This is a genomic window from Streptomyces sp. NPDC126510, assembly GCF_040302345.1.
GTDB lineage: Bacteria > Actinomycetota > Actinomycetes > Streptomycetales > Streptomycetaceae > Streptomyces.
The window spans coordinates 21,672-36,953 of the sequence record NZ_JBEORR010000030.1; the positions used below are offsets into that span (position 1 = coordinate 21,672).

At 72.2% G+C, this 15,282-nt stretch carries 14 protein-coding genes; 12 read left to right on the forward strand and 2 right to left on the reverse strand.

The window, feature by feature from the left end:
* The first annotated feature begins 57 nt into the window (after window positions 1–57).
* From ABTX60_RS33045 to ABTX60_RS33090, 10 genes are read left to right on the forward strand one after another with little or no spacing between them, the layout of a single operon-like run.
* Complete coding sequence (locus ABTX60_RS33045; RefSeq protein ID WP_352100696.1) at window positions 58–852, forward strand: TIGR03084 family metal-binding protein; 795 nt, start codon at window positions 58–60, stop codon at window positions 850–852.
* Window positions 849–2,516: an acyclic terpene utilization AtuA family protein gene (locus tag ABTX60_RS33050; protein ID WP_352100697.1), complete on the forward strand. Its 1,668-nt coding sequence runs from the start codon at window positions 849–851 to the stop codon at window positions 2,514–2,516. Before ABTX60_RS33045 ends, ABTX60_RS33050 begins: the two co-directional genes overlap by 4 nt.
* Window positions 2,513–4,111, forward strand: coding sequence for an acyl-CoA carboxylase subunit beta (locus ABTX60_RS33055; protein ID WP_352100698.1), 1,599 nt, complete (start codon window positions 2,513–2,515; stop codon window positions 4,109–4,111). Before ABTX60_RS33050 ends, ABTX60_RS33055 begins: the two co-directional genes overlap by 4 nt.
* 10 nt (window positions 4,112–4,121) lie before the next feature.
* Entirely contained in the window at window positions 4,122–5,963 is a 1,842-nt protein-coding gene (locus ABTX60_RS33060; RefSeq protein WP_352100699.1) for an acetyl/propionyl/methylcrotonyl-CoA carboxylase subunit alpha, read from the forward strand.
* 57 nt (window positions 5,964–6,020) lie between these two features.
* Window positions 6,021–7,142 carry an acyl-CoA dehydrogenase family protein gene (locus ABTX60_RS33065; RefSeq protein ID WP_352100700.1) on the forward strand — a complete coding sequence of 374 codons (1,122 nt, stop codon included), beginning with the start codon at window positions 6,021–6,023 and terminating at the stop codon, window positions 7,140–7,142.
* A 37-nt stretch (window positions 7,143–7,179) separates the two neighbouring features.
* Window positions 7,180–8,748 (forward strand): 4-coumarate--CoA ligase family protein, encoded by a 1,569-nt coding sequence (locus tag ABTX60_RS33070; RefSeq protein WP_352100701.1) that lies wholly within the window; start codon window positions 7,180–7,182, stop codon window positions 8,746–8,748.
* Window positions 8,745–9,479, forward strand: a complete 735-nt coding sequence (locus tag ABTX60_RS33075) for an enoyl-CoA hydratase family protein (protein WP_352100702.1) — start codon at window positions 8,745–8,747, stop codon at window positions 9,477–9,479. The genes ABTX60_RS33070 and ABTX60_RS33075 overlap by 4 nt, the downstream gene beginning before the upstream one ends.
* Window positions 9,467–10,078, forward strand: a complete 612-nt coding sequence (locus ABTX60_RS33080; RefSeq protein WP_352100703.1) for a TetR/AcrR family transcriptional regulator — start codon at window positions 9,467–9,469, stop codon at window positions 10,076–10,078. Before ABTX60_RS33075 ends, ABTX60_RS33080 begins: the two co-directional genes overlap by 13 nt.
* Before the next feature lie 53 nt (window positions 10,079–10,131).
* On the forward strand, window positions 10,132–10,380 hold the full coding sequence (locus tag ABTX60_RS33085; protein WP_352100704.1) for a type II toxin-antitoxin system CcdA family antitoxin: 249 nt from the start codon (window positions 10,132–10,134) through the stop codon (window positions 10,378–10,380).
* Window positions 10,377–10,778: a DNA-binding protein gene (locus tag ABTX60_RS33090; protein ID WP_352100705.1), complete on the forward strand. Its 402-nt coding sequence runs from the start codon at window positions 10,377–10,379 to the stop codon at window positions 10,776–10,778. The genes ABTX60_RS33085 and ABTX60_RS33090 overlap by 4 nt, the downstream gene beginning before the upstream one ends.
* Before the next feature lie 3 nt (window positions 10,779–10,781).
* On the opposite strand, the gene pdxH is transcribed toward ABTX60_RS33090, so the two are convergent.
* A complete protein-coding gene (gene pdxH, locus ABTX60_RS33095; RefSeq protein WP_352100706.1) occupies window positions 10,782–11,450 on the reverse strand; it encodes a pyridoxamine 5'-phosphate oxidase in 669 nt (222 codons plus the stop codon).
* A 285-nt stretch (window positions 11,451–11,735) separates the two neighbouring features.
* Between pdxH and ABTX60_RS33100 the strand changes: the two genes are divergently transcribed.
* On the forward strand, window positions 11,736–12,836 hold the full coding sequence (locus tag ABTX60_RS33100) for a citrate synthase 2 (RefSeq protein WP_352100707.1): 1,101 nt from the start codon (window positions 11,736–11,738) through the stop codon (window positions 12,834–12,836).
* A gap of 51 nt (window positions 12,837–12,887) precedes the next feature.
* Here the strand turns inward: ABTX60_RS33100 and ABTX60_RS33105 are convergent, their stop codons facing one another.
* A complete protein-coding gene (locus ABTX60_RS33105) occupies window positions 12,888–13,364 on the reverse strand; it encodes an HIT family protein (RefSeq protein WP_352100708.1) in 477 nt (158 codons plus the stop codon).
* Window positions 13,365–13,839: 475 nt separating this feature from the next.
* Here ABTX60_RS33105 and ABTX60_RS33110 point away from each other — a divergent pair, with 475 nt between their 5' ends.
* The gene (locus ABTX60_RS33110) at window positions 13,840–15,237 is read left to right on the forward strand and encodes a PAS domain-containing protein (protein ID WP_352100709.1); all 1,398 of its coding nucleotides are present in this window, start codon (window positions 13,840–13,842) and stop codon (window positions 15,235–15,237) included.
* Window positions 15,238–15,282 lie beyond the last annotated feature (45 nt).

Sequence of the window (15,282 nt, forward strand, 5' to 3'; positions counted from 1 at the left end):
ATGCTCCTCAGCACGCCGAACCGCCCCGCACACCGCCGTGCCCCGAGGGGAGCGCCCGTGTCCGATCCGACGTCCGTGATCGACGATCTGCGCGAGGAGAGCGAGGAACTCGACCGCCTCGTGGCCGGGTTGCCCCCGCAGCGCTGGTCGCTCGCGACCCCCGCGCCCGGCTGGACCGTGGCCCACCAGATCGCCCATCTCGCCTGGACGGACCGCTCGGCCCTGCTCGCCGTCACGGACGCCGACGGCTTTCACACGCTGGTGGAAAAGGCCCTCGCCGCGCCGGGCTCCTTCGTCGACGAGGGCGCCGAGGAGGGCGCGGGGCTCCCGCCCGGCGAGCTGCTCGCCCGGTGGCGCGGTGGCCGTACGGCACTGGAGGAGGCACTGCGGGCCGCCCCGCCGAAGGCGCGCTTCCCCTGGTACGGCCCGCCCATGTCGACGGCCTCCATGGCGACGGCCCGCCTGATGGAGACCTGGGCGCACGGGCAGGATGTGGGCGACGCCCTGGGTGTGGTGCGCCCACCCACCGACCGGCTGCGGCATGTGGCCCGGCTCGGGGTACGGACCCGGGACTTCGCCTACGGCGTGCACGGCCTGACCCCGCCCGCCGACCCGTTCCGCGTCGAACTGCGCGCCCCCTCCGGCGACCTGTGGACCTACGGCCCCGAGGACGCCGAGCAGCGTGTCACCGGCCTCGCCCTCGACTTCTGCCTCCTGGTCACCCAGCGCGCCCACCGCAGTGGTCTGGCCCTGCGCGCCGACGGCCCCGACGCCGACCGCTGGCTGGACATCGCGCAGGCCTTCGCCGGGCCGCCGGGCGGCGGACGCCCGCCGAGGGAGTCCGCCTCGTGACCCTCCGCATCGGCAACGCCTCCGGCTTCTACGGCGACCGCTTCGACGCGATGCGCGAGATGCTCACCGGCGGCGGACTCGACGTCCTCACCGGCGACTACCTCGCCGAGCTGACCATGCTCATCCTCGGCCGGGACCGCATGAAGGATCCCGCCGCCGGATACGCCCGCACCTTCCTGCGGCAATTGGAGGAGTGCCTCGGGCTCGCGCACGAGCGGGGCGTCAGGATCGTCACCAACGCGGGCGGGCTCAACCCGGCCGGACTCGCGGACGACGTACGGGGGTTGGCCGACCGGCTGGGCATCCCCGTACGCGTCGCCCATGTGGCGGGCGACGACCTCACCGCCGCGCACCCGGGCTCGCTCGCCGCCCACGCCTACCTCGGCGGCTTCGGCATCGCGGAGTGTCTGCGGGCGGGCGCCGACGTCGTCGTCACCGGGCGCGTGACGGACGCGGCCCTGGTGACCGGGCCCGCCGCCGCGCACTTCGGCTGGACCCCGCGGGACCACGACCGGCTGGCGGGCGCGGTGGTCGCCGGGCATGTCCTGGAGTGCGGGACGCAGGCCACCGGCGGCAACTATGCCTTCTTCCGGGACGGAGACGTCCGCCGCCCCGGTTTCCCGCTCGCCGAGCTGCACGAGGACGGCGGCTGCGTCATCACCAAGCATCCCGGCACCGGCGGCTTCGTCGACGTCGGCACGGTCACCGCGCAACTGCTGTACGAGACGGCCGGCGCCCGGTACGCGGGGCCGGACGTCACCGCCCGGCTGGACACCGTGCGGCTGAGCCAGGACGGGCCCGACCGGGTGCGGATCGAGGGCGTGCGCGGGGAGGCACCGCCGCCCACCCTCAAGGTCGGGTGCAACCGGCTCGGCGGCTTCCGCAACGAGGTCGTCTTCGTGCTCACCGGCCTCGACGTCGAGGCCAAGGCCGCCTTGGTGCGGGAGCAGCTGGAACCGGCCCTCGGCAAGGCCGCCGACGCGCGCTGGGAGCTGGTCCGCACCGACCGCCCCGACGCCCCGAGCGAGGAGACGGCGAGCGCGTTGCTGCGGCTCGTCGTGCGGGACCCCGACCAGGAGGTCGTCGGACGGGCGCTGAGCGGGGCGGCCGTGGAGCTCGCCCTCGCCAGCTATCCCGGCTTCCATGTGCTGGCCCCACCCGGAAAGGGCTCGCCCTATGGGGTCTTCGAGGATGTGTACGTCCCCCATGGTGCAGTCGACCATGTGGCGGTCCTCCACGACGGACAGCGGGTTCCGGTGCCGCCGCCCCACGACACCCTCGTACTCGACGACGTTCCGCAGCCGCCGCTCCCCGAGCCGCTGCCGCCCGGGCCGGTCACCAGGGCTCCCCTCGGTCTCGTCGCGGGCGCCCGCAGCGGGGACAAGGGCGGCAACGCCAACGTCGGGGTGTGGGCCCGCACCGACGACGCCTGGCGGTGGCTCGCCCACGAGCTGACCGCCGACCGGTTCCGGGAGCTGATCCCCGAGAGCCGCGCACTGACCGTCGTACGGCACGTGCTGCCCAACCTGCGCGCCCTCAACTTCGTCGTCGAGGGCATCCTCGGCGCCGGCGTCGCCGCACAGCACCGCTTCGACCCGCAGGCCAAGGCCCTCGGCGAATGGCTCCGCTCCCGCCACCTCGACATACCGGAGGCCCTCCTTTGACCGTCCTGACCTCCGGGCTCGACACCAGCAGTCCCGACTACGCGGCCGGCCGCGAGGCCATGCTCGCCAAGCTCGCCGCACTCGACGCCGAACACGCCAAGGCCCTCGCGGGCGGCGGCGAGAAGTACGTCGCACGGCACCGGGGGCGCGGCAAGCTCCTCGCCCGCGAGCGCGTCGAGCTGCTCCTCGACCCCGACACGCCGTTCCTGGAACTGTCCCCGCTGGCCGCCTGGGGCAGCGACCACACCGTCGGCGCGTCCCTCGTCACCGGCATCGGGGTCGTCGAGGGCGTGGAGTGCCTGATCACCGCCAACGACCCGACGGTGCGCGGCGGTGCGAGCAACCCCTGGTCGCTGAAGAAGGCCCTGCGCGCCAACGACATCGCGCTCGCCAACCGGCTGCCCTGCATCAGCCTGGTGGAGTCCGGGGGTGCCGATCTGCCGTCCCAGAAGGAGATCTTCATCCCCGGCGGCGCGATCTTCCGCGACCTCACCCGGCTGTCCGCCGCCGGGGTCCCCACCGTCGCCGTCGTCTTCGGCAACTCCACCGCCGGCGGCGCCTACATCCCCGGCATGTCCGACCACGTGATCATGGTCAAGGAGCGGGCGAAGGTGTTCCTCGGCGGCCCGCCGCTGGTGAAGATGGCGACCGGGGAGGAGAGCGACGACGAGTCCCTGGGCGGCGCCGAGATGCACGCCCGGGTGTCGGGCCTCGCCGACTACTTCGCCGTCGACGAGCCGGACGCCCTCCGGCAGGCCCGGCGCGTGGTCGCCCGCCTCAACCACCGCAAGGCCTACGAGGATCCACGCCTCGCCGAGCCGCCGAAGTACGACCCGGAGGAGCTGCTGGGCATCGTCCCCGGCGACCTCAAGATCCCCTTCGACCCGCGCGAGGTCATCGCCCGGATCGTCGACGCCTCCGACTTCGACGAGTTCAAGCCGCTGTACGGGACGAGCCTGACCACCGGCTGGGCCGCGCTGCACGGTTATCCGGTCGGCATCCTCGCGAACGCCCAGGGTGTCCTGTTCAGCGAGGAGTCGCAGAAGGCCGCCCAGTTCATCCAGTTGGCCAACCAGCGCGACATCCCCCTGCTCTTCCTGCACAACACCACCGGCTACATGGTCGGCAGGGAGTACGAGCAGGGCGGCATCATCAAACACGGGGCGATGATGATCAACGCCGTCAGCAACAGCCGCGTGCCCCACCTCTCCGTCCTCATGGGCGCCTCCTACGGCGCCGGCCACTACGGCATGTGCGGCCGTGCCTACGACCCGCGCTTCCTCTTCGCCTGGCCCAGCGCCAAGTCGGCCGTCATGGGCCCGCAGCAGCTCGCGGGCGTGCTGTCGATCGTCGCCCGCCAGTCGGCCGCCGCCAAGGGGCAGCCCTACGACGAGGAGGCGGACGCGGCGCTGCGCGCCATGGTCGAGCAGCAGATCGAGTCGGAGTCGCTGCCGATGTTCCTGTCCGGGCGGCTGTACGACGACGGCGTCATCGACCCGCGTGACACCCGCACCGTCCTCGGCCTGTGCCTCTCCGCGATCCACACCGCCCCCTACGAGGGCGCGCGCGGCGGCTTCGGCGTCTTCCGGATGTGAGGAACCCTCAGTGATCACTTCTGTGCTGGTCGCCAACCGGGGCGAGATCGCCTGCCGCGTCTTCCGCACCTGCCACGACCTGGGCATCCGCACGGTCGCCGTGCACTCGGACGCCGACACGACCGCCCTCCACGCGCGCGCGGCCGACACGAGCGTACGACTTCCAGGGAAGGCGCCCGCCGACACCTATCTGCGCGGCGACCTGATCGTGAAGGCCGCCCTCGCCGCCGGGGCGGACGCCGTGCACCCCGGCTACGGCTTCCTCTCCGAGAACGCCGGCTTCGCCCGGGCCGTCCTGGACGCGGGCCTGCGCTGGATCGGCCCGCCCCCGGACGCCATCGAGGCCATGGCGTCCAAGACCCGCGCCAAACAGCTCATGGGTATCCAGCCCCTCGCCGACATCACCGAGGCCGACCTGCCCGTGCTGGTGAAGGCGGCGGCGGGCGGCGGCGGCCGCGGCATGCGAGTCGTACGCCGACTCGCCGATCTGGAAGCCGAGTTGGCCACAGCCCGGGCCGAGGCCGCGAGTGCCTTCGGCGACGGCGAGGTCTTCGTCGAGCCGTACGTGGAGAACGGCCGCCACGTCGAGGTGCAGATCCTCGCCGACACCCACGGCACGGTCTGGCCCCTCGGCACCCGCGACTGCTCCCTGCAGCGCCGCCACCAGAAGGTGATCGAGGAGGCCCCGGCCCCCGGCCTCCCGCCGGAACTCGACGCGGAGGTCCGCGCCCTCGCCGTACGGGCCGCCCGGGCCGTCGACTACGTGGGCGCCGGCACGGTCGAGTTCCTCGTCGCCTACGGCAGGGCGCACTTCCTGGAGATGAACACCCGCCTCCAGGTCGAACACCCCGTAACCGAGGCCGTGTTCGGGGTCGACCTGGTCGCCGAACAGATCCGGATCGCCGAGGGCCACCCCCTCGAAACCGAACCACCACGCGCACGCGGCCACGCCGTCGAGGCCCGCCTCTACGCCGAGGACCCGGCCCGCGACTGGTCCCCGCAGACCGGCACCCTGCACCGGCTCTGCGTCCCCGGGCCGGTCCGCCTGGACACCGGCTACACGGACGGCGACGAGATCGGCGTCCACTACGACCCCATGCTCGCCAAGGTCGTGGCCCACGCCCCCACCCGCACGGAGGCCGTCCGCAGGCTCGCCGCCGCCCTGGAACGCGCGGCGATCCACGGTCCCGTCACCAACCGCGACCTCCTGGTCCGCTCCCTGCGCCACCCCGAGTTCACCGCGGCCCGCATGGACACCGGCTTCTACGAGCGCCACCTGCCGGACCTGACCGAGCCGTCCCCCGACCCGCACGCCCCTCTGGCCGCCGCCCTCGCCGACGCCCACGGCCGCTCCCGCTTCGGCGGCTGGCGCAACGTCCCCTCACAGCCGCAGATCAGGCGGTACGCGATGGCGGGCGAGGAGCACGAGGCCCGCTACCAGCACACCCGGAACGGCCTGGAGGCGGACGGGGTACGGGTGGTGCGCGCCGACGCGGGCCTGGTCGTCCTCGAAGTGGACGGGGTGGAGCGGAAGTACGAGGTCACCCGCTACGGCGAGCAGGTCTACGTCAACGCCACCGCTCTGACCGCCCTGCCCCGCTTCGCCGACCCCGCCACCCAGCACGCCCCGGGCTCCCTCCTGGCACCGATGCCGGGCACGGTCGTCCGCGTCACCGAGGGCCTCACGGCAGGCACCCCCGTTAAGGCGGGGGATCCACTCCTCTGGCTGGAAGCGATGAAGATGCAGCACAAGATCACGGCCCCGGTGACGGGAACACTGACCTCCTTGCCGGTCACCCCCGGTCAACAAGTGGAGCCGGGCATGTTGCTGGCGGTTGTGCAGGAGGCCTGAAGGGGCGCGGGGAACTGCGCGACAAGCCACATCCGGCCCGCACCGAAAGGACTCCCCATGGACACCGAAGATCACAAGGCGCTCCGAGAAGCCGTCGCCGCCCTGGGCAAACGCCACGGCCGCGAGACCGACACCGCGCAGCTCTGGTCAGAAGCAGGCAAACTGGGCTACCTGGGCGTCAACCTCCCCGAGGAATACGGAGGAGGTGGCGGCGGCATCTCCGAACTCTCCATCGTCCTCGAAGAGCTCGGCGCAGCCGGCTGCCCCCTCCTCATGCTGGTCGTCTCACCGGCGATCTGCGGCACGGTGATAGCCCGCTTCGGCACGGAACAACAGAGACAACAGTGGCTCCCCGGCCTCGCCGACGGCACCCGCCTCATGGCCTTCGGCATCACCGAACCCGACGCCGGCTCCAACAGCCACCGCATCACCACCACGGCCCGCAAAGACGGCACCGACTGGCTCCTCACCGGCCGCAAGGTCTTCATCTCCGGCGTGGACATCGCGGACGCGACCCTCATCGTCGGCCGCACCGAAGACGCCCGCACCGGCCGCCTCAAGCCCTGCCTCTTCATCGTCCCGCGCGACACCCCCGGCTTCACCCGCCGCCCCATCGACATGGAACTGAACGCCGCGGAGAAGCAGTTCGAACTGGTCCTGGACGACGTACGGCTGCCCGCCGACGCCCTGGTCGGCGACGAGGACGCGGGCCTCCTCCAGCTCTTCGCCGGCCTCAACCCCGAACGCGTCATGACCGCCGCCTTCGCGATCGGCATGGGCCGCCACGCCCTCGCCAAAGCTGTCGAGTACGCCCGCGACCGCACCGTCTGGAACACTCCCATCGGCGCCCACCAGGCCATCGCCCACCCCCTGGCCGCGGCGCACATCGACCTCGAACTCGCCCGCCTGATGATGCGGAAGGCCGCCGCCCTCTACGACGCGGGCGACGACATGGGTGCCGGAGAGGCCGCCAACATGGCCAAGTACGCGGCCGGGGAGGCCTGCGTGAAAGCCGTCGACCAGGCCGTGCACACCCTCGGCGGCAACGGCCTCACCCGCGAGTACGGCCTGGCCCGGCTGATAACGGCCGCGCGCGTGGCTCGTATCGCCCCGGTGAGCCGGGAGATGATTCTCAACTACGTCTCCCACCAGACCCTGGGCCTGCCCAAGTCGTACTGAGGACCCCGAGAGGCCCGCGCGCGAGGAGGAACCAGCGATGTTCCGCAGCGAGTACGCAGACGTCCCGCCCGTCGAACTGCCCATCCACGACGCCGTCCTGGCCCGGGCCGCCGAGTTCGACGACATCCCGGCGCTGATCGACGGCACCGACGGCACCACCCTCACCTACGAGCAGGTCGACCGCTTCCACCGGCGCGTCGCCGCCGCCCTCGCCGAGGCCGGGGTCCGCAAGGGCGACGTCCTCGCCCTGCACAGCCCCAACACCATCGCCTTCCCGACCGCCTTCTACGCGGCCACGCGCGCGGGTGCCACCGTCACCACCGTGCACCCGCTCGCCACCGCCGACGAGTTCGCCAAACAGCTGCGGGACTCGGCGGCCCGCTGGATCGTCACCGTGTCACCGCTGCTGGACGTCGCCCGCCGGGCCGCCGAACTCGCCGGCGGCGTACGGGAGATCTTCGTGTGCGACAGCGCGAGCGGCCACCGCTCCCTGATCGACATGCTGGCCTCGGCGGCCCCCGAGCCGCGGATCGACATCGACCCCGCCGAGGACATCGCCGCCCTGCCGTACTCCTCCGGCACCACCGGCATCCCCAAGGGCGTGATGCTGACCCACCGGCAGATCGCGACCAACCTCGCGCAACTCCACCCGGCGGTACCCGCGGGCCCGGGAGACCGAATCCTGGCGGTTCTCCCCTTCTTCCACATATACGGCCTCACGGCCCTGATGAACGCGCCCCTGCGGCAGGGCGCCACCGTCGTCGTCCTGCCGCGCTTCGACCTGGAGCAGTTCCTCGCGGCCATCCAGAACCACCGCATCACGGCCCTCTACGTGGCCCCGCCGATCGTCCTGGCCCTCGCCAAGCACCCGGCCGTCGCCCAGTACGACCTGTCGTCCCTGCAGTACATCATCAGCGCCGCCGCACCCCTGGACGCCCGCCTCGCAGCGGCCTGCTCCCGGCGCCTCGGCCTGCCGCCCGTCGGCCAGGCCTACGGCATGACGGAACTGTCGCCCGGCACCCACGTCGTCCCCCTGAACGCCATGGACGACGCCCCGCCCGGAACCGTCGGCAAACTCATCGCAGGCACCGAGATGCGCATCGTCTCCCTCGACGACCCCGGTAAGGACCTCCCCGTCGGCGAATCCGGCGAGATCCTCATCCGAGGCCCCCAGATCATGAAGGGCTACCTCGGCCGCCCCGACGCCACCACCGCGATGATCGACCCCGACGGCTGGCTGCACACCGGAGATGTGGGGCACATCGACGAGGCCGGCTGGCTGTTCGTCGTCGACCGGGTCAAGGAACTCATCAAGTACAAGGGCTTCCAGGTGGCCCCGGCCGAACTGGAGGCCCTGCTCCTCACCCACCCGGGCATCGCCGACGCCGCCGTCATCGGCACGTACGACGCCGACGGCAACGAGGTCCCGCACGCCTACGTGGTCCGCCAGCCGTCCGCCACCGACCTCACCGAGGCGGAGATCATGCTGTACGTCGCCGAGCGCGTGGCCCCCTACAAGCGGATCCGTCACGTCACCTTCATCGTCGGAGTCCCCCGCGCGGCCTCCGGCAAGATCCTCCGTCGACAGCTGAGGGAGAGCGCATGACGCTGATCACCCGCACCCACGCCCGTGCCGTGGAGACCCTGTCCCTCGACGCGCCGCACAACCGCAACGCCCTGTCGGCGGCCCTGGTCGGCGAACTCACCGGCGCGCTCACCGACGCCGGCAAGGACCCCGGCGTCCGCGCGATCGTCCTCACCCACACGGGCAACACGTTCAGCGCCGGCGCCGACCTCAAGGACCCGCCCCCGGCCGAGGCGCTCGTCGCCCTGCTGCGGCAGATCATCGAGCTGCCCAAACCGGTCCTCGCCCGGGTCACCGGACACGTCCGCGCGGGCGGCCTCGGCATCCTGGCCGCCTGCGACATCGCCGCCGCATCCACCCAGTCCACCTTCGCCTTCACCGAGGTCCGCATCGGCGTGGCCCCCGCGGTCATCTCCCTGCCGCTCCTGCCCCGCACCGACCCCCGCGCCCTCGCCCGCCACTACCTCACCGGCGAACGCTTCGACGCGGCGGAAGCGAAGGCGACCGGCCTGCTCACCACCTGCGCCGACGACGTCGACACGGCCCTGGACCCGATGCTGGAAGGGTTGCGAAAATCGGCCCCCGACGCCCTGGCCGAGACGAAACGGCTGCTCACGGCTAGGGTGCTGGAAGCCTTCGACCGGGACGCCGCCGACCTGACCGCGCTCTCGGCCCGGCTGTTCTCCTCCCCGCGAGCCCGCGAGGGGATGACGGCCTTCCTCGAACGACGGGATCCGGCATGGGTGGTGTGAGCACGGTCGACCGTGCGGAGAGAGTCCCCAAGCAGGACCGCAGCCGGGCCACCCGGCAGCGGCTCCTCGAAGCAGCCGTGTCCTGCCTCGCCGAACACGGCTGGGCGGGATCCACCGTCTCCGTGGTCGCCGAACGCGCCGGCGTCTCCCGCGGCGCGGCCCAGCACCACTTCCCGACCCGCGAGGACCTCTTCACCGCGGCCGTCGAATACGTCGCCGAGGAACGCTCCACCGCCCTGCGCGCCCTCTTCCCCGAGGGCGCGGCAGGCGACCGGCACGCCGTCGTCGCCGCCCTCGTCGACCTCTACACGGGGCCGCTGTTCCGCGCGGCCCTCCACCTCTGGGTCGCCGCCTCCAACGAGGAACAGCTCCGGCCCCGCGTCACCGAGCTCGAATCCCGCGTCGGCCGCGAGACCCACCGCATAGCCGTCGACCTCCTCGCCGCCGACGAGTCCCTCCCCGGCGTCCGCGAAACCGTCCAGGGCCTCCTCGACATGGCCCGCGGCCTGGGCCTCGCCAACCTCCTCACCGACGACGCGGACCGCCGGGAACGGGTGGTGGCGCAGTGGGCGGGACTGCTGGAGGAGACGCTCGGCTGAGGGGGTTGGTGCCGGCACGGCCGCGAGTGCGCATACCGCAGTATGCTCGGAGCATGGCGGACACGACACGCATCACGGTGACACTGCCGACCGACCAGGTAGCCGAACTCAGGAAGCTCACCGACAACGTCTCCGGTTATGTCGCCGAGGCGGTGGCACGTCAGCTGCGGCATCAGCTGCTCGGCGCCGACCTGGTGCGCCACCAGGAGGAGTACGGGGCCTTCACCGAGGAGGAACTGGCCGAGGCCCGTTCCAGGATCTTCGGCACGACGGACGCCGGTGGATCGGCGAGTGCCGCGTGATGGAGCACGTCGAGACGGTCGTCCTGGATTCTCAGGGGCTTTCCGCCTGGATCGCCCAGGACCGCAAGATCCTGGCGATGTTCCAGGTGCTGCACGCCATGGGCGCCGATTTCGTCATCGGCGCCAACACCATCGTGGAAGTCAGCCATGCGCGGGTGAACATGCCTCGACTGCAGTGGGCGCTCTCGCGGGTCAAGGTCGAGCCGGTGACCGAGGCCGCCGCGAAAGCATCCGCGGAACTGCTGAAGGCCGCCGGGCTGCACGGCCACAAGTACGCGATCGACGCGACCGTCGCCGAGATGGCAGTGCGGCAGCCGGGCCCGGTGGCCGTGCTGACGTCCGATGCCGACGACATGGCGCGGCTGTGCGGCGACCGCGTCCGGCTCATCGGCATCTGAGCCTCACGGACTGAGCCGCTCCACCCGCCAGCTGCCGTCCGGCCGCTCCACGTACCGCAACCGGTCGTGCAGCCGGTTCTCCCGCCCCTGCCAGAACTCCACCGCCTGCGGAGCCACCCGGAAACCGCCCCAGTGCGGGGGCACCGGCACCTGCTCGCCCTCCGGGTAGCGGGCGGCCAGCTCGGCGTACGCGGCGTCGATGTCGGCCCGGGTGGAGATCACCGAGGACTGGGCACTGGCCCACGCCCCCAGCTGCGAGCCGTGCGGACGGGTCCGGAAGTACGCCGCCGTCTCGTCCCGGCCGGTACGCCGGGCGACCCCGGTCACGATGACCTGCCGTGCCATCGGGTGCCAGGGGAACAGCAGCGAGACGTACGCGTTCTCCGCCAGGTCACGCGCCTTGCGGGAGTCGTAGTTCGTGTAGAAGACGAACCCCTGCTCGTCGAAGTGCTTCAGCAGCACCGTCCGGGCACTCGTCCGCCCCTCGGCGTCGGCCGTCGACACGATCATGGCGTTCGGCTCGAACAGCCCGCCGTCCGTCGCGGCCTGCTTGAACCAGCGCGCGAACTGCTCGACGGGCGTCGCGGCCAAGTCGGTCTCGGAGAGCCCGTCGGCCCGGTACTGCTTGCGCATCGAGGCCAGATCGAAGGGGACGTCGTCGCGGTCGGTCACCCGGTCATCTTGCCGTACGGACGGTGTCCTTCGTCACTGCATGGCACTGAGTGCCGTGAACCCTCCCCAAGCGTGGCACTCGGGGATATCGTTTCCGTGCCGTTCCGGTTGGGTGACCGCCTGCCGTACGGGGCATCACAGGGGCAACCGGCCGGGACCGCGAGTCGCCGTACGCGACCGTGGATCCACTGGGCGGCGCCCGCTTCGCCAGCTCACTGACACATGGTTCGTTCGCCCCACCCCACATCAACACCATCTGTCACTTACATCACGAGGAGCCGCCTGATGTCCGACTTCGTACCCGGGCTCGAGGGAATCGTCGCGTTCGAGACGGAGATCGCCGAACCCGACAAGGAGGGCGGCGCGCTCCGGTACCGCGGCGTCGACATCGAGGACCTCGTCGGCCACGTCTCGTTCGGCAACGTCTGGGGCCTCCTCGTCGACGGCGCCTTCAATCCCGGCCTGCCGCCCGCCGAGCCGTTCCCCATCCCCGTGCACTCCGGCGACATCCGCGTGGACGTCCAGTCCGCCCTGGCCATGCTGGCGCCCGTCTGGGGCCTCAAACCCCTCCTCGACATCGACGCCGAGCAGGCCCGCGCGGACCTGGCCCGAGCGGCCGTCATGGCGCTCTCCTACGTCGCCCAGTCCGCCCGCGGCCAAGGCCTGCCGATGGTCCCGCAGCGCGAGATCGACAAGGCCCGGTCCGTCGTCGAACGCTTCATGATCCGCTGGCGCGGCGAGCCGGACCCCAAGCACGTGGCGGCGGTGGACGCGTACTGGACGAGCGCGGCGGAGCACGGCATGAACGCCTCCACGTTCACGGCTCGCGTGATCGCCTCGACCGGCGCGGACGTGGCGGCGGCGCTCTCCGGCGCGGTGGGCGCGATGTCCGGCCCGCTCCACGGCGGCGCCCCCTCCCGCGTCCTCGGCATGATCGAGGAGATCGAGCGCACGGGCGACGCCGAGGCCTACGTGAAGAACGCGCTCGACAAGGGCGAGCGCCTGATGGGCTTCGGCCACCGCGTCTACCGCGCCGAGGACCCCCGTGCCCGGGTCCTGCGCCGCACCGCCCGCGAACTGGGCGCCCCCCGCTTCGAGGTCGCCGAGGCCCTGGAGAAGGCGGCCCTGGCCGAGCTCCACGCCCGCCGCCCCGACCGCGTCCTCGCCACGAACGTCGAGTTCTGGGCGGCCATCGTCCTGGACTTCGCCGAGGTCCCGGCCCACATGTTCACGTCCATGTTCACCTGCGCCCGCACGGCCGGCTGGTCGGCCCACATCCTGGAGCAGAAGCGCACGGGCCGCCTGGTCCGCCCCTCGGCCCGCTACGTGGGCCCGGGCACCCGCAACCCCCGCGAGATCGAGGGCTACGAGGACATCGCCCACTGACCCGACCCACCCACGGCCTCACCCGACCCCGGGTGGGGCCGTCCGCGTGCCTCACCCCGCGAGCCTGTCCAGCTCCTCGCCCATGGCCTCCCGCAGCCGGTCGTGCCGGGGCCCGAGCGCGTACCGCTCCTCGCTCCACCGCTCCCGCGGGTAGAGCCACACGGGCAGCCGCACGAGCTCCTCGGGCTCCCAGTCGTAGCGGGGCCACACATGGGCGTGCAGGAACGCGTCGGCGTTTCCGAGGATCTCCAGATTGACCCGCCGGAACCCCGACTCCACCCGCCGGCAGGCCCGCTCGACGGCTTCCCCCAGCCGCTCCATGTCGGCGAGGAACGCCAGCCGCGCGCTCCGCGGCAGCTCGGACAGCCGCTGCACCTCGGGATCATCGGTCAGCAGCACCGAATAGCCGGGCAGGAACTGCACATCACCGATCACCGCGAATCCGGAGTCCAGCCTCCGCATCACCGTCGGGTTCTCACCCCGCAGAGCGCTCCCGATCCGGTCCTCGCGCCACCCATTCACCGCCATGGCCCCCGTCTGTCGCGGAAAAACGCAGACGACCCGCGAGTCGGGTTCCTCCGGAGAGGAGCCGGCCGGACGTACCGGCGACTCGCGGGTCGGGTGACTGCCAGAGATTGGGCCGGCTGCACGCTCGCTCACGCGCTGGCTCGGCACCGCACTGAGTATGGTGACGGGCCGCTAGCCCGCAGCCACCTCACGCGTCCGGTTTCCATACATCTGCCGAACCACCTCCTCTCTCGTGTACCTGAACCCTAAGAAACCGTTCGGCCTCGGATCAACCGTTTTTTTGAGACCTTGACCCCACGGGCTGCCGACCTCTCCGGATGAACGTTTCTGTTGCGTTGACGTGGGCATTGCCGCAGTACAACGATTCCTTCAATGTTGTGGGAACTCGGTGTGCGCTGGGTCACGTTCGAGTTGAATGATTGCAAGGAGCGAACCGACGTGCCGTACGTGCGGACGCAGCCTGCAGGGGGTCCAGGTGAGTGCTTCCCGGCGTAGTGGGACCACCGACGAGCTGGGGCCGGACGAGCCCGAGCGGGACGGTTCGGATGGTTCGGATCTGCTTGCCGCTTTGCTGGACGGGATGGACGCGGCGCTGTGCGCGTTCGACGCCGACGGTGTCGTGACGCACTGGAACCGCGAGGCCGAGCGGATTCTCGGGTGGAGTGCGGACGAGGCCGTCGGGCGGCGCGGGCTGGCCGGGTGGGCCGTGCGCACCGCTGACGCCGAGGAGGTCGAGGGCCGGCTGCTGTCGTCGATGCACGCCCCCGGCCGGCAGGTGCACGAGTTCGCGCTGCTGACCAAGGACGGCGGGCGGGTCCTCGTGCGGACGCAGTCGGCGGCGGTGCGCGGGCCCGACGGGAAGCCGGCGGGTGTGTACTGCGCGTTCAGCGAGGTGCACGCGCAGATCGATCTGGAGCGGTCGATCGCCCTGAGCGAGGCACTGTTCGAGGACGCCGGCTGGGGTGTCGTGCTGGTCGACGTGGACCTGCGGCCGGCGGTGGTGAACGCCCACGCGGCCCGGGCGCTGGGCACGGGCCGCACGGCGGTGCTGGGGCGGCCGCTCGGGGAGTTGCTGTCGCAGGGCGTCGAGGAACTGGAGAGCGTGCTGCAGCACGTGCTGGCGGAGGGTGCGCCGCCGGCGCCCGCCGAGGTGTGGGTGAGTGTGCGGATGCCCGAGGGGGAGCGGCGCCGGTGCTGGCGCAGCGGGTTCCTGAGGCTGGCCTCGCCGCTCGCGGAGGAGCCTGTTCCGCTGGGTGTGGGCTGGCTCTTCCAGGACGTGACGGAGGCCAAGCAGGCCGAGCAGGAGGCGTCCCTGCTGCGCTTCCGTACGCAGCAGCTGCACCGGGCGTCGCGGGCGGCGGCCGAGTGCGAGGACCCGGCCGAGGCGGCGACGGTCCACCTGGACTTCGCCCTGGCCGGTTTCGCCGACCACGCGCTGATCGACCGGGTCGCCGGCGGCGCGCTGACCGACGCGGAGGCCGAGGGGGCCGTCCGGCTGGTCCGGGTCGCCGCCACACCCTCCGGCGCACCCGGGCCGACCCGGCTGACCGGGTACGCGAGCCTCCCCGTCCGCTACGCCGAGGGGCACCCGGCCCTGCAGTGCGTGGAGCGGGTGGGGGCCCTGCGTGCGAGTGCGGGTGCGGCCCGGCCGGAGGCGGCTCGGGAGTGGGCCCTGGCCCGCCAGTGGCCCGCGGACGCGGTGCACGCCCTGTGCGCGGTGCTGCGCAGCCGGGGCCGGACCCTGGGCGTCGTGACGTTCCTGCGGGGCGCGGGCCGCAACGCCTTCGAGCGCTCCGACGCGCTGTACGCGGAGGACGTGGCGGTACGGATCGCCGCGGCGCTGGATCTGGCGGGGTTGTCGGGCGGGGAGTAGCGGGCTGCTGGGCGGGGAGCGAGCTGGACCGAACCGGGCGAGGAG

What these genes read in the sequence shown, in the direction of transcription:
- ABTX60_RS33065 (WP_352100700.1), top strand. Translation starts at nt 6,021, where the DNA reads ATGGACACCGAAGATCACAAGGCGCTCCGAGAAGCCGTCGCCGCCCTG.
- ABTX60_RS33070 (WP_352100701.1), top strand. Translation starts at nt 7,180, where the DNA reads ATGTTCCGCAGCGAGTACGCAGACGTCCCGCCCGTCGAACTGCCCATC.
- ABTX60_RS33075 (WP_352100702.1), top strand. Translation starts at nt 8,745, where the DNA reads ATGACGCTGATCACCCGCACCCACGCCCGTGCCGTGGAGACCCTGTCC.
- ABTX60_RS33080 (WP_352100703.1), top strand. Translation starts at nt 9,467, where the DNA reads ATGGGTGGTGTGAGCACGGTCGACCGTGCGGAGAGAGTCCCCAAGCAG.
- ABTX60_RS33085 (WP_352100704.1), top strand. Translation starts at nt 10,132, where the DNA reads ATGGCGGACACGACACGCATCACGGTGACACTGCCGACCGACCAGGTA.
- ABTX60_RS33100 (WP_352100707.1), top strand. Translation starts at nt 11,736, where the DNA reads ATGTCCGACTTCGTACCCGGGCTCGAGGGAATCGTCGCGTTCGAGACG.
- ABTX60_RS33105 (WP_352100708.1), bottom strand. Translation starts at nt 13,364, where the DNA reads ATGGCGGTGAATGGGTGGCGCGAGGACCGGATCGGGAGCGCTCTGCGG.